Raw genomic sequence first — 16,724 nt, 5'->3', positions numbered from 1 at the left:
TTCAGAGCTCGATGCCGGCGCGTTCGGCGACGGTGTGCATGTCCTTGTCGCCGCGGCCCGACAGATTGACCAGGATCACGGCGTCGCGCGGCAGCGTGGCGGCCATCTTGACGGCTTGCGCGATGGCGTGCGAGGACTCCAGCGCGGGCATGATGCCTTCGATGCGGCAGCAGTCGTGAAAAGCCTTCAGGGCTTCCTCGTCGGTGATGCCGACGTATTCGGCGCGGCCCGAATCCTTGAGCCACGCGTGTTCCGGGCCGACGCCCGGGTAGTCCAGGCCGGCGGAGACGGAATGCGTTTCCTGAACCTGGCCATCCGCGTTCTGCATGACGTAGGTGCGGTTGCCGTGCAGCACGCCCACCTGGCCCGCGGCCAGCGATGCGGCGTGCTTGCCGCTGTCCATGCCCTCGCCCGCCGCTTCGACGCCGATCAGGCGCACTTCTTCGTGGGGGATGTAGGGATGGAAGATGCCCATGGCGTTGGAGCCGCCGCCCACCGACGCCACGACGTAGTCGGGCTGGCGGCCGATGGCCTCGGGCATCTGCGTCAGGCATTCGTTGCCGATGACGGTCTGGAAATCGCGCACCATGCGGGGATAGGGGTCGGGACCCGCCACCGTGCCGATGATGTAGAACGTGTTTTCGATGTTGGTGACCCAGTCGCGCATGGCTTCGTTCAGCGCGTCCTTCAGGGTGCGCGAACCGGAAGTCACGGGCACCACGGTCGCGCCCAAGAGCTTCATGCGGTAGACGTTGGAGGCCTGGCGGCGCACGTCTTCGCTGCCCATGTACACCACGCATTCCATGCCGTAGCGGGCCGCGACGGTGGCCGTGGCCACGCCGTGCTGGCCCGCGCCGGTTTCGGCGATGACGCGCGGCTTGCCCATGCGCTTGGCCAGCAGGGCCTGGCCGATGCAGTTGTTGATCTTGTGCGCGCCGGTGTGGTTCAGGTCTTCGCGCTTGAACCAGATCTGGGCGCCGCCGACCAGCTCGGACCATCGCCGGGCGTGGTAGACGGGGCTGGGCCGGCCCACGAAATGCTTGAGTTCGTAGTTGAACTCTTCCAGGAAGGCGGGATCGACCCGATAACGGTCATAGGACGCGCGCAGTTCATCGAGCGCGTGCATCAGCGTTTCCGCCACGAAAACACCGCCATAAGGCCCGAAATGGCCCTTGGCATCCGGAAAGTCGTAAGGTTTCACCAAAGCATCTCCCCCGGCATCGCGGCAGGCCACTGCCGGCCGCAAATCCGGTTTGCAACCCGTCATTTTACCTGACGCGGACGGCACCGGCGTGCCGCCCGCCCCCAGGAGGTCCGCTCGTCAGAGCGACTGCCCCATGCGGCGCAGGAAGGTTTCGCAGGCGGCAAGCTGGTCCAGCGCCACGTATTCGTTGGGCTTGTGGGCCTGTTCGATGTGGCCGGGGCCGCAGACCACCGTGGGAATGCCGATCCCCTGGAAAAGCCCCGCCTCGGTGCCGTAGGCCACCTTGCGCGTGGCGCGGTCTTCGGTCAGGGCGCGCACGAGCTGGGTGATGGCGGCTTCTTCCGAGGCTTCCAGGGCGGGCGCGGCGGCGCCGGTCTCGATTTCGATGCTGGCGCCGTCGAATTCGGCCTTCATCTTCGGCAGCAGCTCTTCGCGCACGTATTTTTCGACTTCGGCCTGGATGTCGTCGGGACGCATGCCCGGCAGATTGCGGAATTCGTAGGTGAATTCGCACAGTTCGGGAATGGTGTTGACCGCGATGCCGCCCCGGATCTGGTTGGTGGTCATCGTGGAGAACGGCACGTCGTAGAACTGATCGTAGGGGCCGTTGGCCTTGAAGCTGTCCGCGAGGTCGCGGATGCGGCAGATCAGGCGGGCGGCGTATTCGATGGCGTTGCAGCCGCGCGGCGTGAGCGAGGAATGCGCCGCCTTGCCGTGGACCTTGCAACGGAAGAGATTGATCCCCTTGTGGGCCACCACGACCTGCATGCCGGTGGGTTCGCCCACGACGCAGCCCTCGGGGCGGATGCCGCGTTCGTGCAGGTCGGCCAGCATGTACGGCGCGCCCGCGCAGCCGACTTCCTCGTCGTAGGAGAACGCCAGGTGGATGGGCTTCTTGCGCGGCATGGCCATGAATTCCGGCACGAGGGCCAGGGATCCGGCAATGAAGCCCTTCATGTCGCAGCTGCCGCGGCCATAGAGCAGACCGTCTTTTTCGACGAGTTTGAACGGGTCCGTGCTCCAGTCCTGGCCATCCACGGGCACCACGTCGGTGTGGCCCGACAGGACGATACCGCCCTGCTGGTTGCCGTCTTGCGCCGGCAGCGTGGCAAAGAGGTTGGCCTTGGTGCGCTCGGGGTTGTGCGCCAGCCATGCCTCGACGCCCTGGCCCTTGAGCCAGTCACGGACGGTTTCGATCAGGGCAAGATTGGAATTGCGGCTGGTGGTGTCAAAGCCAACCAGCGTTTCCAGCCAGGTGCGCGCGTTCATGTCACTACTCTCGTGGGGAAAAGACGCAGTGTAAAGCCAGGCAGCGGCCGCGTCTCGGCCCCCATCCGGACGATTGCCGGGACGGCCGGGGCGGCACCGCCTAGAATGTCGGCCGGATTTTAAAAAGCCCCCAAGGAGATCCCGTGCAGCACAAAGCAGTTCCCACACGCAACATCGTGGCAGCGGTAATCGGCAACGCCCTCGAATGGTATGACTTCCTGGTGTTCGCGTTCATGACGCCGATCATCGCCAAATTGTTCTTTCCCACGGACCCCAGCGTCCCCGGCAGCGAACTGAACGCCATCCTCATGACCACCGCCATCTTCGGCGTCGGGTTCTTCATGCGCCCGGTGGGCGGCATCATCCTGGGCCTGTATGGCGACCGCAAGGGCCGCAAGGCCGCCATGGTGCTGGTGACCTCGCTGATGGCCGTGTCCATCGCGCTGATCACGGTGGCGCCCACCTACCACGCGGCCGGCATCCTGGCGCCGATCTTCATCCTCATCGCTCGCCTGCTGCAAGGCTTCTCGGCCGGCGGCGAGTTCGGCACGTCGACGGCGCTGCTGATCGAAATGGCGCCCAACGGCAAGCGCGGCTTCTATGGCTCGTGGCAGATGGCGGGCCAGATGCTGGCGCTGCTGATTGGCGCGGCCTGCGGCACGCTGATCACCGAGTTCTTCACCGAGCAGCAGATCGCCGACTGGGCGTGGCGCCTGCCGTTCGCCTTCGGCCTGGTGATCGTGCCGATCGCCATCTATATCCGCCGCAACGTCGACGAAACGGACGCCTTCAAGCAGATGAAGGAAGCCGACCGCCAGGCCGCCGAGCGCGGCGAGGTCAAGCGTCTGTCGCTGGGTCAGATGCTGCGCACCCACACGCGCGAGACGCTGATCGGCGTGGGCCTGGTGGTGACGGCCACGGTGTCCATCTACATCACCTTCACGTATCTGGTCACCTATTCGACCAAGGTGCTGATGCTGCCGCTGAACCAGACCTTCCTGGTGCAGATGGCGGGCGCGGCGCTGATGGTGGTGCTGACCCCGTTCATGGGCGCCTGGTCCGACCGCATCGGCCGCCGTCCGCTCGTGATCGGCTCGCTGATCGGCTACCTGATCGTGCTGTACCCGCTGTACTTCTGGCTGTCGGACGCGCCGTCGATCGGCCGCCTGCTGACCGTGCAGGTCGTGGTCTGCATTTTCGTGTCGGCGTTCTTTGGCGTGTTCAGCACGGTGATGGCCGAGCTGTTCCCGGCGCGCGTGCGTTCGGTGGGCCTGTCGCTGGCCTATAACGTGGCCGTGATGATCTTTGGCGGGTTCGCGCAGTTCATCGTGACCTGGCTCATCAAGACCACCGGCTCGCCCATGGCGCCCGCCTACTACGTGATGTTTGGCGTGGCCCTGGGTCTGGTTGCCGCGTTCTACATGCGTGATCGCGCGCATGAAGACCTGGAGCACTGAGGCCTGAACCGCCCCCGCCCCGCGTTGTTCAGCGCGCGGGGCGATCTCCGGCAGCGGCGCCGCTGCCGGACACCCCGCTAGCGGCGCGTCGCCGACGACACGCCTGGCACTTCGGCCAGCGCATCGAGCGCGCGCGACAGCGATTCGCCGCCGCGCACTTCCACCGTGAACACCATGTGAGCCAGCGACTGCTTGCTCTGCGTGTTCACGCCCACCACGTTCAGACGCAGGCGCGCAAACACTTCCGACAGGTCGCGCAAGAGGCCCGACCGGTCGTGCGCGCGCACGCTGATGTCGACCGGATAGAAGGTATCGGCGGTTTCGCCCCACGCCACCTCGATGACGCGTTCGGGCTCGCGCGCCGAAAGCGCCAGGTAGCTGTGGCAGTCGCGGCGGTGGATGGACACGCCACGGCCGCGCGTCACGAACCCGGAGATCGCATCCGGCGGCGCGGGACGGCAGCAGCGGGCAAGCTGCGTCAATAGCGACCCCACCCCGACCACCAGCACACCGCTCTTGCCGCTTTTCTCGGCGCTGCCCGCGCTGGCGTGGCGCAGCGCGGCCGGCGTGGGCTCGGCCGCGGGCGCCGGCTGCTGGAACACCGCATCGATCTGGCGCAGGCTGAATTCTTCCTTGGCCGCGGCAACATACAGGTCGTCGGCGCGGGCAAAACCCAGGTTTTGGGCCAGCTGTTCCAGGTTGATGGCCGTCTTGCCCAGGCGCTGCAATTCCTTCTCGACGAGCGCCTGGCCCTGCGTGATGCGCTGCTGCAGTTCAATGGCGTTGAACCACATGCGCACCTTGGCGCGTGCGCGGGGGCTGGCTAGAAAGCCCAGCTGCGGATTGAGCCAGTCGCGCGACGGGCCGCCGGACTTGGCGGAGATGATCTCCACGGTCTGTCCGGTGGACAGATGCGTCTGCAGCGGCACCATCTGTCCATCGACGCGCGCGCCCCGGCAGCGGTGACCCAGGTCGGTATGCAGGTGGTAGGCAAAATCCACCGGCGTGGCGCCGGCGGGCAGCTCGATCACGCGCGCCTGGGGCGTCAGCACATAGATGCGCTCGTCGGTGTGCGCGGGCGCCGCCACCGCACCGCGGCTCTTGCCCGCGGCGGCCCTGCCCGAGGCAGGCTTGGCCGGTTCGGGCGGCGTGTCCGCGCCGCCCTCGACTTCGCTGTTCCAGGCCAGCAACTGGCGCATCCAGGCAAGCTGCCGGTCGTATTCGCTGGAGGCGGCCACCTGGCCGCCCTTGGCGCCCGCTTCCTTGTAGCGCCAGTGCGCGGCCATCCCGTATTCGGCGAACTGATGCATCTCGCGCGTGCGGATCTGCACTTCGAAGGGGCGGCCATCGTCATCGGTGACCACCGTGTGCAGGGACCGGTAGCCGTTGGGCTTGGGCCGCGAGATGTAGTCGTCGAATTCCTCGGACAGCGGCGTCCACATCTCATGCACCATGCCCAGCGCCGTGTAGCACGCGCGCACGTCGTCGACGATGACGCGCAGCGCCCGCAGGTCGTACATCTGCGAGAAGTCCAGACGCTTGACGCGCATCTTGTTCCAGATGCTGTAGATGTGCTTGGGCCGGCCGCTGACCTCGGCCTGGATGCCGCTTTTGGCCAGGGCTTGTTGCAGGCGAGCGATGGCGCCGGCGATGAAGGCCTCGCGCTCGACCCGCTTTTCTTCCAGCAGGCGGGCGATGTGCTTGTACTTTTCGGGCTCAAGAAACCGGAAGGACAGGTCTTCCATTTCCCATTTGATCTGCCAGATGCCCAGCCGGTTGGCCAGCGGCGCGTACAGGTCCAGGGTCTCGCGGGCAAAGTCGGGCGAGCACGGGGCCTTGGTTTCGGCGTGCCAGCGCAGCGTGCGCAGCCGCGAGGCCAGCCGCATCAGCACGATGCGCAGGTCGGCGGCCATGGCCAGCAGCATCTTGCGCTGCATTTCCTTTTGCGAGCCGCTTACCGCGGCGGCGTCGCTGGCCTGGCGGGCGACCACGCCCAGGCGCAGCAGGGCGTAGGCGCCCTGCACCAGCCGCGCGACCTCCGTGCCAAAGGCAGCGGCGATGGGGTCGTTTCGCAGGGACGGCGCGGGGGCCATCAGGTCGGTGGGCAGCGCGGCCAGGAGCGCGGCGGTGCGCGTGGCCGCGTCGGTGTGCATGGCGGCCAGGATACGGACCACGCCGGCGCCGTGGCCGGCCAGGGGCTCGCCCGTCAGGGCGTTCTGGCCGTGGAAACGCGGCTCGGCCCAGGCGACGGCCCGGTCCAGCAACGTCAGGCCATCGGCATCCAGGCCCGCCCCGGCTTCCTGCCGCCAGGAAGCGTCGAATGGCGAAGGCGCATCGGGAACAGGCGGGGCGGACATGACGGGCGTAGCACAGGTGTCTGGTTGAATATCCCGACACTCTACACTAGGGTTCAATCACCCTGAACACCCTGCCGCATCCCGGCATATGGAAGGAACCAAAGCTTATGTTGCGCTGGCTGAAGGGGCGCGGCGCCCGCCCGTCCGAGGTCGCCGAAATGCAGGCCCGCATCCCGCCCGAACTGTGGCGGCAGGTGCTGGACACCTATCCGTTTCTGGCCGTGCTGACGCAGGGCGAAGCCGCCCAGCTGCAGTCGCGCGCCGCGTGGCTGCTCGCCAGCAAGACCATCAACGGCGCGCAGGGACTGGAGGTCTCGGACTTCATGCGGCTGTCCATCGCCGCGCAGGCCTGCATGCCCATCCTGAACCTCACGCCCGAGCTGTACGAAGGCTGGGACGAGATCATCGTGTATCCCGCCAGCTTCCGCATTCCGCGTTCGCGTCAGGACGAGGACGGCGTGGTCCACGAGTACATCGAGGACGCCGCGGGCGAAGCCTGGGAAGGCGGGCCGCTGGTCCTGTCCTGGGAGGACACGCAGTTGTCCGAAGGCGGCTTTAACGTGGTCATCCACGAATTTGCCCACAAGCTGGACCTGCGCTCGGGCTTTGCGGACGGCATGCCGTCCCTGTCGGCGCATCCCGAGATCCAGCCGCGCGCGTGGCGCCAGGTGCTGGACGACAGCCTGGACCGCTTCATTGCGGCGGTCGACGCCGTGGAGGCGGCGATCCCGCGCGACGTGGATCCCGAGAGCGAGGAAGCGGACGCCTGGTACGGGCAGCTGCCGATGGATCCCTACGCGGCCACGGACGAAGGCGAGTTCTTTGCCGTCAGTTCGGAGCACTTCTTCGTGGATCCCCATCCCATGCAGCAGGCCCTGCCCGAGTGGTATGCGATGCTGCGGGCGTATTACCGGCAGGACCCGGCGGAGCGCTACGCATGAAGGAATTGCTGATCGTCTGGCATTCGCGCACGGGCGCGGCACAGCAGATGGCGCGCGCCGCCGCGCGCGGGGCCACTGAAGCCGCGGCCGCGCTGGAGCAACCGGACGATCTGCGCGTTACGTTGATGCGCGCGCAGGATGCCGGCGACGACGCTTTGCTGGCCAGCCACGGGTTCCTTTTCTGCGCTCCCGAAAACCTCGCCAGCCTGAGCGGCGAGATGAAGGAGTTCTTTGATCGCAACTACTACGCGGTGCTGGACCGCCTGCAGGGACTGCCCTACGCGGCCATGATCAGCGCGGGCAGCGACGGCGCGGGCGCCGCCCGGCAGGTCGAACGCATCTGCACCGGCTGGCGGCTGACCCCGGTCGCGCCCGCCGTCATCGTGAACCTGGGCGCCCAGACCGCCGCGCAGATCCTGGCGCCCAAGACCGTGCCGGCGGCGGATCTGGCGCGTTGCGAGGAACTGGGCGGTCTGCTGACGGGCATCATGCTGATGGGCGCGTAACGCGGCGTGGGTAGCTGACATCCGCGCAAAGAAAAAGCCCTCGGCGTAAGCCAGAGGGCTTTTCAGGTTGCCGGACGAGGCCGGCATTCAGCGTGCGTGCATCACAGTGCAGCCGTCACCACGATCTCGACCTTGTAGTCGGGGTTGGCGAGGCGGGCCTCGACGGTGGCGCGGGGGGGCGAGTTGCCGTCGGCAACCCATGCGTCCCAGGCCTTGTTCATGCCGTCGAATTCCTTCATGTTGGCCACGTAGATCTGGGCCATCAGGATCTTGGTCTTGTCGGTGCCGGCTTCGGCCAGCAGACGGTCGATCGTGGCGAGCACTTGCTCGGTCTGGCCCGTGATGTCCAGCGTGGCATCGTCCGGCACCTGGCCCGCCAGGTAGGCAACGCCGTTGTACACGGCCATGTCCGACAGGCGCTTGGTCACGTGAAAGCGCTTGATGCTGCTCATGAGAATTCCCCTAGAGTCGAGTGGTTTGGTTGGAACTGGGTAACGCTGCCCGCGCGCGACGCCCGGGCGTCGTCAGGCAGGCGGCAACTGGAAAACCTGGCGCAGATAGGCCAGGTAGGCGGGATCGTCGCACATCGTCTTTTCGGGCGCATCCGATACCTTGGCCACCGGCTGGCCATTGCAGCGGACCATCTTCATGACGATCTGCAGCGGCTCGTGGCCCAGGTCGTTGGTGAGATTGGTGCCGATGCCGAACGACACCTTGCAGCGGCCCGAGAACTGGCGCGCCAGCTCGATGGCGCGCGGGAAGGTCAGCGCATCCGAGAACACCAGCGTCTTGGCGCGCGGATCGACGCGGTTCTTGCGGTAGTGCTCGAGCAGACGCTCGCCCCAGATGAAGGGATCGCCGGAATCGTGGCGCGCGCCGTCAAAAAGCTTGCAGAAATACATGTCGAAGTCGCGCAGGAACGCATCCATGCCGTAGACGTCCGACAGCGCGATGCCGAGGTCGCCGCGGTATTCCTTGGCCCACACTTCCAGCGCGAACACCTGTGAATCGCGCAGCCGCGGACCGAGCGCCTGGCAGGCCTGCAGATACTCGTGGCCCATGGTGCCCAGCGGCAGCACGTCGTGTTCCTTGGCCAGCAGCACGTTGCTGGTGCCCGCGAAATGCGGGCCCATCTCGGCTTTCATGGTGGAGACGATTTCTTCGTGCCAGGCCTTGGAGAAGCGGCGCCGCGTGCCGTATTCGGCCACGCGGAAATCCGCCAGCGCGGGATCGTCCAGCACCAGGTGCATCTTGGACTGCAGGCGCTTGCGGCCCTCTTCCCAGTCCGGATGCTTGCGGGTGTTTCGGAAATAGACCTCGTTGACGATGGCCAGCACGGGGATCTCGAACAGGATCGTGTGCAGCCACGGCCCCTTGACCTCGATGCTGATTTCGCCGGGGCCTTCGCCTTCGCTGATGTGAATGCAGCGCTCCGGCATGTGGAACAAACCCAGGAAATCAACGAAGTCGCTTTTGATAAAGCGCAAGCTGCCGAGATATTTAAGCTCGTCTTCCGTGAAGCGCAACTGGCATAGCTGATGCACTTCGTCGCGGATTTCGTCCAGATAGGGGCGCAAATCCACGCCTTGCGTCCGGCATTTGTACCGGTACTCGACCTGGGCAGCCGGGAAGTGATGCAGCACCACTTGCATCATGCTGAATTTATACAGGTCGGTGTCGAGCAGCGAAGTAATAATCATGATTGCGCGTTTCGTTTCGCGACACCATAGCATGAAGCAGCGGGCCTTCGACACGATGGGCCACGCTGTCAATACGGGTATTGCCGGCACATCGGCGCGGCATTGGGTAAAATCCGCCCATTAAGACACATCTGCCGCCGATCCCCGGAGTTCCTGAATGACCCACGTAGTCACCGAAAACTGTATCAAGTGCAAGTACACCGATTGCGTCGACGTGTGCCCGGTGGACTGTTTTCGTGAGGGTCCGAACTTCCTCGTGATCGACCCGGACGAATGCATCGATTGCGCGGTCTGCATCCCCGAATGCCCGGCCAACGCGATCTACGCCGAAGAAGACGTGCCGCAGGACCAACTCAATTTCATCGCGCTGAACGCCGAACTCTCCCCGGAATTCGCCAGCATCAGCCGCGCCAAGAAGCCCCTGCCCGACGCCGACGAATGGAACGGCAAGCAGGACAAGCTGCAATACCTGGAAAAGTAATCCACGGGCGCCGGCCGCACGCCGGACCGGCGCTTTCCGTGCGATGTCCCGATGACCGACGACTCCAAATACACGCGCCAGACCATCACCAGCGTCCACACCTGGGTGCCGGACAAACTGTTCTCCGTGCGCGTGACGCGGGACGAGGCCTTCACGTTCGTGCCAGGCCAGTTCGCCCGGGTGGGTCTGCCCGGCGCTGAAGACCCTGATGGCGCGCCCACGATCTGGCGCGCCTATTCCATGGTCTCGGCCCCGCATGAGCCCTGGCTGGAGTTCTATTCCATCGTTGTCCCGGACGGTCTGTTCAGTCCGCGCATGGCGCGTCTGCAGCCTGGCGATGCGCTTTACGTCGAAAAGGCCCCCTACGGCTTTCTCACGCTGGAGCGCTTTGCGCCCGGCGGCGACCTGTGGCTGCTGGCCTCGGGCACCGGTCTGTCGGCCTACCTGTCCATCCTGCGCGACCCGGCCGTCTGGCGCGCTTACCGCCGCATCGTCCTGGTGCACGGCGTGCGCACCGCAGCCGAACTGGCCTATCGCGACGAAATCGAGTCCTGGCGCCGCGATCCGGCCCTGGCCGAGATGTTTGCCGCCGACCCCGGCAAGCTCGTCTACCTGCCCATCGCCACGCGCGAAGCCATGCCCGGCATGCCGCAAGCGCGCATCACCACGCTGATCGCCGATGGCCGCCTGGAGCAGCTGGCCGGCCAGCCGCTGGATCCCGAGACCGCCAAGGTCATGCTGTGCGGCAACCCCGCCATGCTGGCGGAGGCACGAAAATTGCTGGGTGATCGGGGATTCAAGCCGGGACGCCGCGGCATTCCGGGCAACCTGGCAGTCGAAAACTACTGGTGATCCCGCACTGCATGGCGTAGTGCATAAATCCACCTTTTGGCGTCACCGCAAGGCATGAACGCGGCCCTAAACTGGTGCGAAACACATGACGGGTCGCTTTTTAGCAACAAAATCAGGCACTTTGCCTGACATTCTTCAGTCTGATTGGAAATATCGTTACGCCTCGGAGCAATAATCGGGGCACACGCTCGACCCAGAAGGACTTCCCCGAAATGCTGTACCAATTGCACGAAATGCAGCGCGCCTTCCTGACTCCGTTCGCTGCATTCACGGACGCCGGTTCTCAGCTGTTCTCCAGCCCCTACAGCCCGCTCGCCTATACCCCGATTTCGCGCCAGATGGCCGCCGGGTATGAGCTGATGACCCGTATCGGCAAGGAATACCAGAAGCCCGCCTGGAATCTTCCCACCACCCAGATCGGCGGCAAGTCCGTGCGCGTGATCGAAGCCGTGGCCATGGACAAGCCGTTCTGCCGACTGGTGCACTTCCAGCGCGACGTGCGCCTGGCAGGCAAGAACGATCCCAAGGTGCTGCTGGTGGCACCACTTTCCGGGCACCACGCCACCCTGCTGCGCGACACCGTGCGCGCCCTGCTGCCCAACCACGACCTCTATGTGACCGACTGGGTCGACGCGCGCATGGTGCCGCTGTCGGCCGGGCCGTTCCATCTGAACGACTACGTGCGCTACGTGCAGGACTTCATCCGCCACCTGGGCCCCGACGTGCACGTCATTTCCGTGTGCCAGCCCACGGTGCCGGTGCTGGCCGCCGTGTCCCTGATGGCCTCTGCCAACGATCCCTGCCAGCCGCGCAGCATGGTGATGATGGGCGGTCCCATCGACCCGCGCCAGTCGCCGACGCAGGTCAACCGCCTGGCCACGACCAAGCCCTACGCCTGGTTCGAGAACCAGGTGATCCACCCCGTTCCGCCCCGTTATCCGGGGGCCGGCCGCCGGGTTTATCCGGGCTTCCTGCAACATGCGGGATTCATGGCCATGAATCCGGACCGCCACATGAAGTCGCATTACGACTTCTACCTGGACCTGCTGCGTGGCGACGACAGCGATGCCGAAGCGCACCGCCGTTTCTACGACGAATACAACGCCGTGCTGGACATGCCGGCCGAGTTCTACCTGGACACGATCCGCATGGTGTTCCAGGAGTTCGCGCTGCCCGGCGGCACCTGGGAAGTGGACGGCAAGCTGGTGCGCCCGGCCGACATCAAGGACGTGGCCCTGTTCACCATCGAAGGCGAACTGGACGACATTTCCGGCCAGGGCCAGACGCGCGCGGCCATCACGCTGTGCAAGAACATTCCGGCCGACCGCAAGGCGCACTACACCGCGCCGAACTGCGGCCACTACGGCATTTTCTCGGGCCGCCGGTGGCGCGAAATGATCTGTCCTAAAATTGCCGAGTTCATCCGGCAATCGGCTTGAGGACGGCGCCGCGCCGTCCATCCGGCGGGGCACGGGCGCAAGCCCGGCGCCGCCAGCAGCCTGATCCGTATCCCCGGGGCCCAAGCGGCCCCTTTTCATTACTGGCTTTACATGTCCTGTCGCTCATTAGCCGACCGCGTTGATGCCTTGCTGCCTCAGACGCAATGCACCAAATGCGGTTACGACGGCTGCCGGCCCTATGCCGAGGCCATCGCCCAGGGCGCCGCCCCGATCAACCGCTGTCCGCCCGGCGGCGAGGACGGCGTCGCCGCCTTGTCCGCGCTGCTCGGCACGCCCCTGCTGCCGCTCGATCTGTCGCGCGGGGAACCCGGCCCGCTGCTCGTCGCGCGCATCGACGAATCGCATTGCATCGGCTGTACGCTGTGCATCCAGGCCTGTCCGGTCGACGCCATCGTCGGGGCCAACAAGCACATGCACACCGTGCTGGACGACTGGTGCACCGGCTGCGACCTGTGCGTGGCGCCCTGTCCCGTCGACTGCATCGAGATGGTGCCGGCCGGGCGCGCATGGACCAGCGAGGACGCCGCCGTCAGCCGCGAGCGTCATCGCCGTCATCAAGCGCGCGCCGAGCGCCTGGCTGCCGACAACGCGCGCCTGATGGCACCAGAGATGCCCGAAGCGCCCGCGCCCGTGGCGCCCGCCGCCGAGGATGCGCAAAAGGAAGACCGCAAGCGCTCCGCCATCGAATCCGCGCTGGCCCGCGCCCGGGCCCGCCGCAATCCCACGCAGTCATGAACGCCGCCAAACGTCGAGAGATCTTCGCCCGCCTGAAGGCGGCCAACCCTACCCCCACCACCGAACTGGAATACGCCACGCCGTTCCAGCTGCTGATTGCCGTGCTGCTGTCGGCACAGGCGACGGACAAGTCGGTCAACATCGCCACGCGCAAGTTCTTCCCGCAATACGGCACGCCCGAGGCCCTCTTGGCGCTGGGCGAGGAAGGGCTTGCCGACTACATCAAGACCATCGGCCTGTTTCGCACCAAGGCCAAGAACGCGATCGCCACCTGCAAGATCCTGATCGAGCAGCACGGCGGCCAGGTGCCGCAAACACGCGAGGCCCTGGAGGCCCTGCCCGGCGTCGGCCGCAAGACGGCCAACGTGGTGCTCAACACCGCGTTCGGACAAGCGGCCATGGCGGTGGACACGCATATATTCCGCGTCTCGAATCGCACCGGCATCGCGCCGGGAAAAAATGTGCTGGAAGTCGAGCAAAAGCTCATGAAGTTCGTGCCCAGCGAATATCTGCTGGATGCGCATCACTGGCTTATCCTGCACGGCCGCTACGTTTGCGTGGCGCGCAAGCCGAAGTGCCCGCAATGCGGCATTTCCGACCTCTGCGAATTCAAGCAGAAAACGCCTGCCTGAAACCCGCGCGCGGGTATTCACCTGCGATTATGCGAGCGGAAAACCGGGTTTTCCCTCGCCTATTGCCGCGTGACATCTTGATGACGATCAACGCGTAATTGCTGCAACGCATTTGCATATCGGGCGCCCTTTCTCCCCATATGCGCACTGCATTGTCGGCATGCCGACAATTGGCCTTTCCGCAGTGCAAAACCTATGACAAACCCTCATGGAATTTTGATTGCGACGTCCGCATACTCGCCGGCAACTCATAAGAAAACTGCGCACGCAAACAGTTTTCCAACCCTGCGGGGGCCCGACGCAATAACGTCAGGCAGAGACCATATAAATACAACGCTGGTGCAGCGAACATGGATGACACAATCCTGGAGACAAAAGGCCTCACCAAGGAGTTCCGCGGCTTTGTCGCGGTCAACGGGGTCGATTTGCGTATCAAGCGGGGCGAGATTCATGCCTTGATCGGGCCTAACGGCGCGGGCAAGACCACATGCTTCAACCTGCTTACGAAATTCCTCGCTCCCACGTCGGGCAGCATCAGGTTCAATGGCATCGACATCACCGGCGAGCGGCCCGCGCAGATCGCGCGGCGCGGCATCATCCGGTCGTTCCAGATCTCGGCGGTGTTCCCGCACCTGACCGTGCTCGAGAACGTGCGGATCGGCCTGCAGCGCAAGACCGGCCTGTCCTATCACTTCTGGCAAAGCGACAAGCGGCTCGCCTCCTTGAACGAGCCGGCGCGCGCGCTGCTTGAACAGGTGGACCTGGGCGACTTTGCCGATGAAACCACCGTCAACCTGCCGTACGGCCGCAAGCGCGCGCTCGAGATTGCCACCACGCTGGCGATGGAGCCCGAGCTGATGCTGCTGGACGAACCCACCCAGGGCATGGGCCACGAAGACGTGGACCGCGTCACGCAATTGATCAAGCGCGTGAGCGCCGGGCGCACCATCCTCATGGTGGAACACAACATGAACGTCGTGTCCTCCATCGCCAACACCATCACCGTGCTGGCGCGCGGATCGGTGCTGGCCGAAGGGTCCTACGCCGAAGTCTCCCGCCATCCGGCCGTGATGCAGGCTTACATGGGCACGACCGACGGCGAACTTCAAGGAGCGCACGCATGAGCACCCCCGCACTCGAAATCTCGGGCTTGAACGCCTGGTACGGGGAATCGCATATCCTGCACGGCGTGGACATGCGCGTTGGACAAGGCGAGGTCGTCACGCTGCTGGGCCGCAATGGCGCCGGCCGCACCACGACGTTGCGCGCCATCCTGGGCCTGACCGGTTCGCGCAAGGGCTCGGTCCGCATCCATGGCACCGAGGCCATCGACCTGCCCACTTACAAGATTGCCCACCTGGGCGTGGGCTATTGCCCCGAGGAACGCGGCATCTTCGCCAGCCTGTCTTGCGAAGAGAACCTGCTGCTTCCGCCGGTCGTGGGTTCGCTTGGCGGCGGCATGTCGCTGGCCGAGATCTACGACATGTTCCCCAATCTGCAGGAACGCCGCAATTCGCCGGGCACGCGCCTGTCGGGCGGCGAACAGCAGATGCTGGCCGTGGCGCGCATCCTGCGCACCGGCGCAAACCTGCTGCTGCTCGACGAGATCTCCGAAGGCCTCGCGCCCGTCATCGTGCAGGCGCTGGCCCGCATGATCACGGCGCTCAAGCAGCGGGGCTACACCATCGTCATGGTGGAACAGAATTTCCGCTTCGCCGCACCGCTGGCCGACCGCTTCTACGTCATGGAGCACGGCCAGATCGTCGAGCACTTCGAAGCTGCCGAACTTTCAGAAAAACAGGACACGCTCAACGAACTGTTGGGCGTCTAAAGCAACCTGTGTCATCCGCCGGAACCCCGGCAAACACCACACCGTAGGGAAGAGGAGTCATCCCATGAAGCTGCACACCATCACTGCTGCACTGGCCATGGCGGGCCTGGGATTCGCGGGGGCAACCGCCCACGCTCAAGGTATCTCCGACGATGTCATCCGCATCGGATTCATCACCGACATGTCGGGCGTTTACTCCGACATCGACGGCAAGGCGGGCCTGGAAGCCGTGCGCATGGCGGTCGAGGACTTCGGCGGCACGGTCAACGGCAAGAAGATCGAAATCGTCTCCGCCGACCACCAGAACAAGGCCGACGTCGCTTCGGCCCGCGCCCGCGAATGGTTCGACCAGCAGAAGGTCGACGTCATCATCGCCGGCACCAACTCGGCCACCAGCCTGGCCATGGCGGCGGTGGCCGCTGAAAAGAAGAAGCCCTTCATCGCAGTGGGCGCCGGCTCGTCCGACCTGACCAACGCCCAATGTTCGCCTTACACCGTGCACTACGCCTACGACACCGTGGCGCTGGCGCGCGGCACCGGCTCGGCAGTCGTGAAGGACGGCGGCAAGAGCTGGTTCTTCCTGACCGCGGACTACGCGTTCGGCCACGCGCTGGAACGTGACACGATGGCGGTCGTCAAGGCCGCGGGCGGCGAAGTGAAGGGCCAGGTGCGCGCACCGCTGGGCGCTTCGGACTTCTCGTCGTTCCTGCTGCAGGCGCAAGCCTCCAAGGCGCAGATCCTGGGCATGGCCAACGCCGGCGGCGACACCATCAACACGGTCAAGGCCGCCAACGAATTCGGCGTCACCAAGAGCATGAAGCTGGCCGGCCTGCTGGTGTTCATCAACGACGTGCACTCGCTCGGCCTGGACGCAACCAAGGGCATGTACCTGACCGACGGCTGGTACTGGGATCAATCCGACGCCTCGCGCGCCTGGTCCAAGAAGTTCGAGTCCAAGGTCGGCCGCAAGCCGTCCATGCTGCAGGCGGGCGATTACTCGTCGGCGATGTTCTACCTGAACGCCGTCAAGGCCACCGGCTCGGATAACGGCGACGACGTGATGAAGTGGATGAAGTCGAACAAGGTGAACGACTTCTTCGCCCAGGGCGGCGTCGTGCGCGAGGACGGCCGCATGGTCCACGATATGTACCTGATGCAAGTGAAGACCCCGGCCGAATCCAAGGGCCCGTGGGACTACTACAAGGTGGTGGCGACGCTGCCTGGCGACGAGGTCTACACCAAGTTGTCCGAGTCCACCTGCAAGCTGGTCAAGAAATAAACCGGCGCATGTGATCCCGG

At 65.2% G+C, this 16,724-nt stretch carries 16 protein-coding genes; 11 read left to right on the top strand and 5 right to left on the bottom strand.

Translation table 11 applies throughout. From position 1 onward, the window contains the following. Window position 1 precedes the first annotated feature (1 nt). Entirely contained in the window at window positions 2-1,201 is a 1,200-nt protein-coding gene (gene trpB / locus QEP15_RS05830; RefSeq protein ID WP_056322725.1) for a tryptophan synthase subunit beta, read from the bottom strand. Window positions 1,202-1,321: 120 nt separating this feature from the next. Next, entirely contained in the window at window positions 1,322-2,473 is a 1,152-nt protein-coding gene (gene argE, locus QEP15_RS05825; RefSeq protein WP_062840548.1) for an acetylornithine deacetylase, read from the bottom strand. Window positions 2,474-2,616: 143 nt separating this feature from the next. On the opposite strand from argE, the gene QEP15_RS05820 reads away from it, so the two are divergent. Beyond that, window positions 2,617-3,930 carry an MFS transporter gene (locus QEP15_RS05820; protein WP_056321854.1) on the top strand — a complete coding sequence of 438 codons (1,314 nt, stop codon included), beginning with the start codon at window positions 2,617-2,619 and terminating at the stop codon, window positions 3,928-3,930. Window positions 3,931-4,007: 77 nt separating this feature from the next. Here the strand turns inward: QEP15_RS05820 and QEP15_RS05815 are convergent, their stop codons facing one another. Next, window positions 4,008-6,287, bottom strand: coding sequence for a RelA/SpoT family protein (locus QEP15_RS05815; RefSeq protein ID WP_280148554.1), 2,280 nt, complete (start codon window positions 6,285-6,287; stop codon window positions 4,008-4,010). A gap of 107 nt (window positions 6,288-6,394) precedes the next feature. Here QEP15_RS05815 and QEP15_RS05810 point away from each other — a divergent pair, with 107 nt between their 5' ends. Together QEP15_RS05810 and QEP15_RS05805 are read left to right on the top strand one after the other, a co-directional pair. Beyond that, window positions 6,395-7,228, top strand: coding sequence for a M90 family metallopeptidase (locus QEP15_RS05810; protein ID WP_175156293.1), 834 nt, complete (start codon window positions 6,395-6,397; stop codon window positions 7,226-7,228). Next, entirely contained in the window at window positions 7,225-7,734 is a 510-nt protein-coding gene (locus QEP15_RS05805) for a flavodoxin family protein (protein ID WP_152383687.1), read from the top strand. The genes QEP15_RS05810 and QEP15_RS05805 overlap by 4 nt, the downstream gene beginning before the upstream one ends. Window positions 7,735-7,835: 101 nt before the next feature. On the opposite strand, the gene QEP15_RS05800 is transcribed toward QEP15_RS05805, so the two are convergent. Then, on the bottom strand, window positions 7,836-8,186 hold the full coding sequence (locus QEP15_RS05800; protein WP_056321843.1) for a RidA family protein: 351 nt from the start codon (window positions 8,184-8,186) through the stop codon (window positions 7,836-7,838). Window positions 8,187-8,258: 72 nt separating this feature from the next. Further along, the gene (pncB, locus tag QEP15_RS05795) at window positions 8,259-9,434 is read right to left on the bottom strand and encodes a nicotinate phosphoribosyltransferase (protein WP_056321839.1); all 1,176 of its coding nucleotides are present in this window, start codon (window positions 9,432-9,434) and stop codon (window positions 8,259-8,261) included. 157 nt (window positions 9,435-9,591) lie between these two features. On the opposite strand from pncB, the gene fdxA reads away from it, so the two are divergent. The 8 genes from fdxA (at window position 9,592) to QEP15_RS05755 (ending at window position 16,704) form a co-directional block, all read left to right on the top strand. Beyond that, window positions 9,592-9,915, top strand: a complete 324-nt coding sequence (fdxA, locus tag QEP15_RS05790) for a ferredoxin FdxA (RefSeq protein WP_006389264.1) — start codon at window positions 9,592-9,594, stop codon at window positions 9,913-9,915. A 51-nt stretch (window positions 9,916-9,966) separates the two neighbouring features. Next, window positions 9,967-10,767, top strand: coding sequence for a ferredoxin--NADP reductase (locus QEP15_RS05785; protein ID WP_142050327.1), 801 nt, complete (start codon window positions 9,967-9,969; stop codon window positions 10,765-10,767). Between the two features lie 212 nt (window positions 10,768-10,979). Beyond that, on the top strand, window positions 10,980-12,206 hold the full coding sequence (locus QEP15_RS05780) for a polyhydroxyalkanoate depolymerase (RefSeq protein ID WP_062840542.1): 1,227 nt from the start codon (window positions 10,980-10,982) through the stop codon (window positions 12,204-12,206). 111 nt (window positions 12,207-12,317) lie between these two features. Next, window positions 12,318-12,962, top strand: coding sequence for an electron transport complex subunit RsxB (rsxB, locus tag QEP15_RS05775; protein WP_142050329.1), 645 nt, complete (start codon window positions 12,318-12,320; stop codon window positions 12,960-12,962). After that, window positions 12,959-13,594, top strand: a complete 636-nt coding sequence (gene nth, locus QEP15_RS05770) for an endonuclease III (RefSeq protein WP_062840540.1) — start codon at window positions 12,959-12,961, stop codon at window positions 13,592-13,594. The genes rsxB and nth overlap by 4 nt, the downstream gene beginning before the upstream one ends. 350 nt (window positions 13,595-13,944) lie before the next feature. Beyond that, a complete protein-coding gene (locus QEP15_RS05765) occupies window positions 13,945-14,718 on the top strand; it encodes an ABC transporter ATP-binding protein (RefSeq protein WP_062840539.1) in 774 nt (257 codons plus the stop codon). Then, window positions 14,715-15,425 (top strand): ABC transporter ATP-binding protein, encoded by a 711-nt coding sequence (locus tag QEP15_RS05760; protein ID WP_062840538.1) that lies wholly within the window; start codon window positions 14,715-14,717, stop codon window positions 15,423-15,425. Before QEP15_RS05765 ends, QEP15_RS05760 begins: the two co-directional genes overlap by 4 nt. 64 nt (window positions 15,426-15,489) lie before the next feature. Then, the gene (locus QEP15_RS05755) at window positions 15,490-16,704 is read left to right on the top strand and encodes an ABC transporter substrate-binding protein (RefSeq protein ID WP_062840537.1); all 1,215 of its coding nucleotides are present in this window, start codon (window positions 15,490-15,492) and stop codon (window positions 16,702-16,704) included. The last annotated feature ends 20 nt before the right edge of the window (window positions 16,705-16,724 follow it).

It is taken from the genome of Achromobacter mucicolens (assembly GCF_029866465.1).
Classification (GTDB): Bacteria; Pseudomonadota; Gammaproteobacteria; order Burkholderiales; family Burkholderiaceae_B; genus Achromobacter; species Achromobacter mucicolens.
The sequence above is the reverse complement of the archived record's forward strand: the minus strand, read 5'-3'. Positions and strand labels throughout refer to the sequence as shown.

Coding starts and splice junctions, on each gene's coding strand:
- QEP15_RS05785 (WP_142050327.1), top strand. CDS start 9,967: ATGACCGACGACTCCAAATACACGCGCCAGACCATCACCAGCGTCCAC.
- argE (WP_062840548.1), bottom strand. CDS start 2,473: ATGAACGCGCGCACCTGGCTGGAAACGCTGGTTGGCTTTGACACCACC.
- QEP15_RS05755 (WP_062840537.1), top strand. CDS start 15,490: ATGAAGCTGCACACCATCACTGCTGCACTGGCCATGGCGGGCCTGGGA.
- QEP15_RS05760 (WP_062840538.1), top strand. CDS start 14,715: ATGAGCACCCCCGCACTCGAAATCTCGGGCTTGAACGCCTGGTACGGG.
- QEP15_RS05780 (WP_062840542.1), top strand. CDS start 10,980: ATGCTGTACCAATTGCACGAAATGCAGCGCGCCTTCCTGACTCCGTTC.
- nth (WP_062840540.1), top strand. CDS start 12,959: ATGAACGCCGCCAAACGTCGAGAGATCTTCGCCCGCCTGAAGGCGGCC.
- QEP15_RS05765 (WP_062840539.1), top strand. CDS start 13,945: ATGGATGACACAATCCTGGAGACAAAAGGCCTCACCAAGGAGTTCCGC.
- QEP15_RS05815 (WP_280148554.1), bottom strand. CDS start 6,287: ATGTCCGCCCCGCCTGTTCCCGATGCGCCTTCGCCATTCGACGCTTCC.
- pncB (WP_056321839.1), bottom strand. CDS start 9,434: ATGATTATTACTTCGCTGCTCGACACCGACCTGTATAAATTCAGCATG.
- fdxA (WP_006389264.1), top strand. CDS start 9,592: ATGACCCACGTAGTCACCGAAAACTGTATCAAGTGCAAGTACACCGAT.
- QEP15_RS05800 (WP_056321843.1), bottom strand. CDS start 8,186: ATGAGCAGCATCAAGCGCTTTCACGTGACCAAGCGCCTGTCGGACATG.
- QEP15_RS05805 (WP_152383687.1), top strand. CDS start 7,225: ATGAAGGAATTGCTGATCGTCTGGCATTCGCGCACGGGCGCGGCACAG.
- rsxB (WP_142050329.1), top strand. CDS start 12,318: ATGTCCTGTCGCTCATTAGCCGACCGCGTTGATGCCTTGCTGCCTCAG.
- QEP15_RS05810 (WP_175156293.1), top strand. CDS start 6,395: ATGTTGCGCTGGCTGAAGGGGCGCGGCGCCCGCCCGTCCGAGGTCGCC.